Origin of the sequence: Pelagibacterium montanilacus, from assembly GCF_003992665.1 — a bacterium.
GTDB lineage: Bacteria > Pseudomonadota > Alphaproteobacteria > Rhizobiales > Devosiaceae > Pelagibacterium > Pelagibacterium montanilacus.
Genome location: NZ_RZMX01000044.1, coordinates 1 through 5,745, shown reverse-complemented (window position 1 = coordinate 5,745; position 5,745 = coordinate 1). Strand labels below are relative to the sequence as shown.

Below are 5,745 nucleotides of genomic sequence, written 5' to 3'. Positions count from 1 at the left end.
TTTTCCGGTAATGTCGGGTTGTTGAAGCCACAATCCGAAAGGACCACCGATGACCACCGATATGATGAACCTTCGCGCTCTGGTCGAACAGACCCCCGACGCCGATATTTTGCGTGAGATGATCGGCTTTGCCGCTGAACGCCTGATGGAGATGGAAGTGGGCGCTGCCACAGGCGCTGGTTATGGAGCGAAGAGCTCCGATCGCCTGGCCCAGCGCAATGGGTATCGCGACAGAGACTGGGAGACACGCGCCGGCACTGTCGAGCTGCGCATTCCCAAGCTGAGGACAGGGTCCTATTTCCCAACCTTCCTGGAGCCGCGCCGCATGGCCGAGAAGGCTCTAACCGCAGTTATCCAGGAAGCTTACATCCAGGGCATTTCCACCCGATCAGTCGATGATCTGGTCAAGGCCATGGGGATGGGCGGCATCTCCAAAAGTCAGGTGAGCCGGCTGTGCGAAGAGATCGACGATAAGGTCAAAGCCTTCCTCGATCGCCCCATCGAGGGTGACTGGCCCTATCTGTGGATTGATGCCACTTACCTCAAGGTGCGCCGCGGTGGGCGTATCGTCTCGGTCGCCGCCATTATCGCCATCGGCGTCAACAGTGATGGCAGGCGTGAGGTTCTGGGCATGGAGATCGGGACCTCGGAAGCCGAGCCGATCTGGACAGCGTTTCTGCGCAAGCTGACCCGGCGGGGGCTACGTGGGGTCAAGCTCGTGATCTCCGATGCGCACGAAGGGATCAAGGCGGCCGTCAGCAAGGTGTTGTGCGCCACTTGGCAACGATGCCGGGTTCACTTCATGCGCAACGTTCTTGCCCATGCCGGAAAGAGCGGGCGCCGTGTCGTCTCTGCCTTCATCGCCACGGCCTTTGCGCAGGAAACACCAAAGGCGGCCAGTGCGCAATGGCGCGCCGTCGCCGATCAGATCCGACCCAAGGTGCCCAAGCTGGCCACCCTGCTCGATGAGGCCGAGCCTGATGTTCTGGCCTACATGTCGTTCCCACGCGAACACCGGACCAAATTGCACAGCACGAACCCAATCGAGCGTCTCAACGGCGAAATCAAGCGGCGCACCGATGTCGTGGGCATCTTTCCCAATGATGACGCCATCGTGCGCCTCGTGGGCGCGTTACTGCTCGAACAGAACGATGAGTGGGCCGTCCAGCGCGCCCGCTACATGACACTGGAAACAATGAGCCAGATGAGCGATGATCCCCTCATCAGCCTGCCGCCCCTGGCCGGCTGATCCGACACCGGCAGTGCCGGGAAATGCGTGGCGGCCCAAACCAACCTACACCACGCCAGGGGACACCATCGAAACCGGCTATCGCTCCCATTTCATTCCGATGGGCACAGTGGCGCAGCACGGCGATCCGGTCACCTTCGTCACCGCATGGCTCGACTTTGAGGCCGAGCGCACAGGCTGGCGCGGAACGCAGCTATCCTTGTTTTAGGTACGGAAAAAATTGCGGCTGGCCACCAGGCCAGCCGCATAAGGATTCAGAGGCACGGCGGACGCCGCGCCAACTCGATTTCGATAGTGCGTATCGAGGTCAGCGCATCGCGGCGCGCCTGCGAACAGGGCGACGCAGATGCAGCAGCCGCAAATGCCATGCTCAGCAGAGCGCGCAATTCGGCGGTGCTGCGGGTTGCCGCTTCAAAGTGTGTGACCAGTTTCATCGTATCCTCCTTTTTCAAGGAGGCCCCGAACCACTCAGGGCCTTTCGGCCCCGGCACACATCATAGGCCCATGAAGGCGCTGATGGTTGGGGTGACTATCTGAAACAAGGGGGTACCGGGATAGGTCTCGGTGGGGCGACCCGATCGCACCAGAGGGAAGCAAAGTGGCCTTCCACTAAGACGAGACACAGATTGTAGTTGTTTGATGCTCGGCGGGTTTGAAGCATCCAACCGACCAATCTGCGGAGATTTAGGCGTTCGAAAGCTACCTAGGGTCTGTTTAGCGTTGCCGAAAAACCAAAATGGTTGCATGTCCCGGACATTATCAGGCATGCTTTCATTCATGGGGGCCTTTCTTTATTTCGCCTATGGATCAAACATGCTGACAGAGCGCCTGACTGCATCCAATCGATGTCCGTCTGCGAAGCCTGTCGGCACTGCCTATGCTCGCGGTCGTAAACTGGACTTTACCAAGCAAAGTAAAGACCTATCGGGCAAGGCCACACTGGCCGAAGCCGAGAATTCGCACCAGTATGGCGTATTGTTCGAAATCGATAAGAGTGAGTTGCCTTGCCTCGACCGCGAAGAAGGTTATGGAAACGGATACGAGCGGGATGATACCTTTATGGTTGTTCGTCCCGATGGCGAGAGGGTCGCTTCGGTAACCTATATTGCGTCGAGTCCCAAAGCCGGGCTTATCCCTTATGATTGGTATTTGGCGCTAATCGTTGCCGGTGCAAATCAACATGGTCTGCCCGCCGAGCAAATCAAATCGTTGCAGTCGACTGCCTTTGAATGCGTGGACAAGAATGCGCGGGCCATTACAGGTCGTCGCAATGCAATGGACGCACTTGCTGAGGCCGGATTTGATAGCATTGCGGGCATTCTCAATCAGGACAGGTTGTGAGCGCGCAAAACGATCTGGTCAGGGACATCATTCGTGAGCTGACGCGGCTCGAAACCGTGCCAATAGCAGATCGATCAAAGGACGACGACTTTTCGTTGCCGCGCATGATCGATGCTGGAAACGGTGAGTCTCTTTTCGTCTCACGTCAACTCGATGTGGGCATTGAACGAGTTGCCGAGCGGCTGATGGAGGACGATCCATCGCTGAAGCCGAAATTCACGCAAGCGGAATGGCGGGCAATTGTTAGACGCGCTTTCGGCCCGGCTCTCGCTTCGATTGATCTAGACGACGATATTGAGGCAAACGCATCTATCGTCCTTGCGCAGGTTAAGAAAGCCGCCAATCAGGATGCCACGGGTAAAGTCACTCGGGAATACGCGTTTGGGTGCACACTGTTCAGCGGCAATGGTTTCAAGCCGTTCGCTATCGGCTCGGCGTTATTTGAACCGCGGGACGTGTGGCTCAGACGCAAGTGTCAGGATGGTGGAATTTCGACGCTATCCCGGCAGCGGATTGAGCGTTCTTGGCGAGGTGACAAACTTAGAAAACGAAAGCCGTCATTCGATAGTATCGCAGAGTCAGAGGTCATCGCCGCCGTCGGCTCGTGTTCATTCGTATGCAGCATCACCGTCCGTGATCTGGCCGCAGAGGCAGGCCGCGAGAAAGCACTTTTAGCTGCACGTTTCGCAACCACCGCTATAGCACTCACTTGGGATAGGCCTTCGAAAGCCCTTGAGGGCATTAATCTTGTCTTTGATCGCAAACCACATCGCCGCAAAGCCCTGACATTTATCCCTGGCAAAGGTGTACTCTCAGGATCAAGCTGGTCGCACCCGCCCTTTGGGCCTCATATCAAACCCAACGAATGGGAAGACGTTTTATCGGAGAGAGCCGACATATTTTCGGTCGTGGGAGAAATGCTGGACTACGTCATTAGCCCTGACGGTGCCGTTGCTCGCCCCAAAATGATGTCCACGTTGTTCCATGCATTCTTGTGGTTTCATGAAGGATGCCGTGAAACATCGTCCCATATGGCGGTCGTCAACCTGGCCGCTTGCCTCGACGCTTTGGCATGTGGAAAAAAGGCTAAGGGCATACGAACTCTCATTAACGCACGTCTGAAAATGGAGGACGACAAGCCCATTCGTCCCAACGGCCCGACGCTTCAACAAACCATTGATCGCATTTATGGCGATGGTCGCAGCCGATTGATCCACGGGTCAAACGCTGAATTGGGCAATGACTGGTCCGGCATGAGGGCTCTTGCCGAACAGTTTTGCAGACTCTGTTTATTGCTCTGTCTCGACTGGATCGCCAATAACCCGAGTTGTGACGTTCCCGAGCAACTTCGCTTAAGCAAGAGCTGATGTGACATGCAGTCAAAGTGACGGGGAATACGGTGCGGTCATCGCAGTGGCGCGAGAATGGATGTCGGATTTCGATCCTAGATATCGAAATCGCGCTGGCGGGCCCGCCTTTCGCGCCGATGGAGGCGGGCTTCCGGCCCCATACCGTCATTTTGTTCTCGCAGCTGCTTTCTTTCCAGCGCGTTATAGTTGGCGACATCCTCGCGTAGCAGGGTCAAGCGCTGCTGTGATACCGAGCGTTCTGCCCGGATATAGGATTGCAGCGCCCCGCGTTCTTCAAGCTGGCGGAAGATTAGATCATCTTTTACCGCACGGTCGCGGCGAAAAGCTTCAAGTGCTTCACGTTCATTCTGCTTTCTGATTTTGGCATACTGCCCTGTCAGGCGATGCCAGATGCCGGAAAAACCTTTCGGCAGACGCCCCGCGCGGCGCCGCGCTTCCGCTTCCCACCGGCGTTCGAGATCGGCGCGATGGTGTCCCCTGGCGTGGTGTAGGTTGGTTTGGGCCGCCACGCATTTCCCGGCACTGCCGGTGTCGGATCAGCCGGCCAGGGGCGGCAGGCTGATGAGGGGATCATCGCTCATCTGGCTCATTGTTTCCAGTGTCATGTAGCGGGCGCGCTGGACGGCCCACTCATCGTTCTGTTCGAGCAGTAACGCGCCCACGAGGCGCACGATGGCGTCATCATTGGGAAAGATGCCCACGACATCGGTGCGCCGCTTGATTTCGCCGTTGAGACGCTCGATTGGGTTCGTGCTGTGCAATTTGGTCCGGTGTTCGCGTGGGAACGACATGTAGGCCAGAACATCAGGCTCGGCCTCATCGAGCAGGGTGGCCAGCTTGGGCACCTTGGGTCGGATCTGATCGGCGACGGCGCGCCATTGCGCACTGGCCGCCTTTGGTGTTTCCTGCGCAAAGGCCGTGGCGATGAAGGCAGAGACGACACGGCGCCCGCTCTTTCCGGCATGGGCAAGAACGTTGCGCATGAAGTGAACCCGGCATCGTTGCCAAGTGGCGCACAACACCTTGCTGACGGCCGCCTTGATCCCTTCGTGCGCATCGGAGATCACGAGCTTGACCCCACGTAGCCCCCGCCGGGTCAGCTTGCGCAGAAACGCTGTCCAGATCGGCTCGGCTTCCGAGGTCCCGATCTCCATGCCCAGAACCTCACGCCTGCCATCACTGTTGACGCCGATGGCGATAATGGCGGCGACCGAGACGATACGCCCACCGCGGCGCACCTTGAGGTAAGTGGCATCAATCCACAGATAGGGCCAGTCACCCTCGATGGGGCGATCGAGGAAGGCTTTGACCTTATCGTCGATCTCTTCGCACAGCCGGCTCACCTGACTTTTGGAGATGCCGCCCATCCCCATGGCCTTGACCAGATCATCGACTGATCGGGTGGAAATGCCCTGGATGTAAGCTTCCTGGATAACTGCGGTTAGAGCCTTCTCGGCCATGCGGCGCGGCTCCAGGAAGGTTGGGAAATAGGACCCTGTCCTCAGCTTGGGAATGCGCAGCTCGACAGTGCCGGCGCGTGTCTCCCAGTCTCTGTCGCGATACCCATTGCGCTGGGCCAGGCGATCGGAGCTCTTCGCTCCATAACCAGCGCCTGTGGCAGCGCCCACTTCCATCTCCATCAGGCGTTCAGCGGCAAAGCCGATCATCTCACGCAAAATATCGGCGTCGGGGGTCTGTTCGACCAGAGCGCGAAGGTTCATCATATCGGTGGTCATCGGTGGTCCTTTCGGATTGTGGCTTCAACAACCCGACATTACCGGAAAA

The 5,745-nt window shown here is 57.8% G+C and carries 6 protein-coding genes; 3 read left to right on the top strand and 3 right to left on the bottom strand.

Annotated features, from left to right (window positions below; genetic code table 11):
* Positions 1–49: 49 nt before the first annotated feature.
* On the top strand, positions 50–1,249 hold the full coding sequence (locus EO136_RS12060; protein ID WP_127143937.1) for an IS256 family transposase: 1,200 nt from the start codon (positions 50–52) through the stop codon (positions 1,247–1,249).
* A 254-nt stretch (positions 1,250–1,503) separates the two neighbouring features.
* Here the strand turns inward: EO136_RS12060 and EO136_RS12050 are convergent, their stop codons facing one another.
* The gene (locus tag EO136_RS12050) at positions 1,504–1,683 is read right to left on the bottom strand and encodes a hypothetical protein (RefSeq protein ID WP_127144663.1); all 180 of its coding nucleotides are present in this window, start codon (positions 1,681–1,683) and stop codon (positions 1,504–1,506) included.
* A 331-nt stretch (positions 1,684–2,014) separates the two neighbouring features.
* Between EO136_RS12050 and EO136_RS12045 the strand changes: the two genes are divergently transcribed.
* Positions 2,015–2,590, top strand: a complete 576-nt coding sequence (locus EO136_RS12045) for a gamma-glutamylcyclotransferase family protein (RefSeq protein WP_164730568.1) — start codon at positions 2,015–2,017, stop codon at positions 2,588–2,590.
* Complete coding sequence (locus EO136_RS12040) at positions 2,587–3,957, top strand: hypothetical protein (RefSeq protein WP_127144661.1); 1,371 nt, start codon at positions 2,587–2,589, stop codon at positions 3,955–3,957. Before EO136_RS12045 ends, EO136_RS12040 begins: the two co-directional genes overlap by 4 nt.
* Positions 3,958–4,034: 77 nt before the next feature.
* On the opposite strand, the gene EO136_RS12035 is transcribed toward EO136_RS12040, so the two are convergent.
* Together EO136_RS12035 and EO136_RS12030 are read right to left on the bottom strand one after the other, a co-directional pair.
* Entirely contained in the window at positions 4,035–4,469 is a 435-nt protein-coding gene (locus EO136_RS12035; RefSeq protein ID WP_127144660.1) for a hypothetical protein, read from the bottom strand.
* Between the two features lie 27 nt (positions 4,470–4,496).
* Positions 4,497–5,696: an IS256 family transposase gene (locus tag EO136_RS12030; protein WP_127143937.1), complete on the bottom strand. Its 1,200-nt coding sequence runs from the start codon at positions 5,694–5,696 to the stop codon at positions 4,497–4,499.
* Positions 5,697–5,745: the final 49 nt, after the last annotated feature.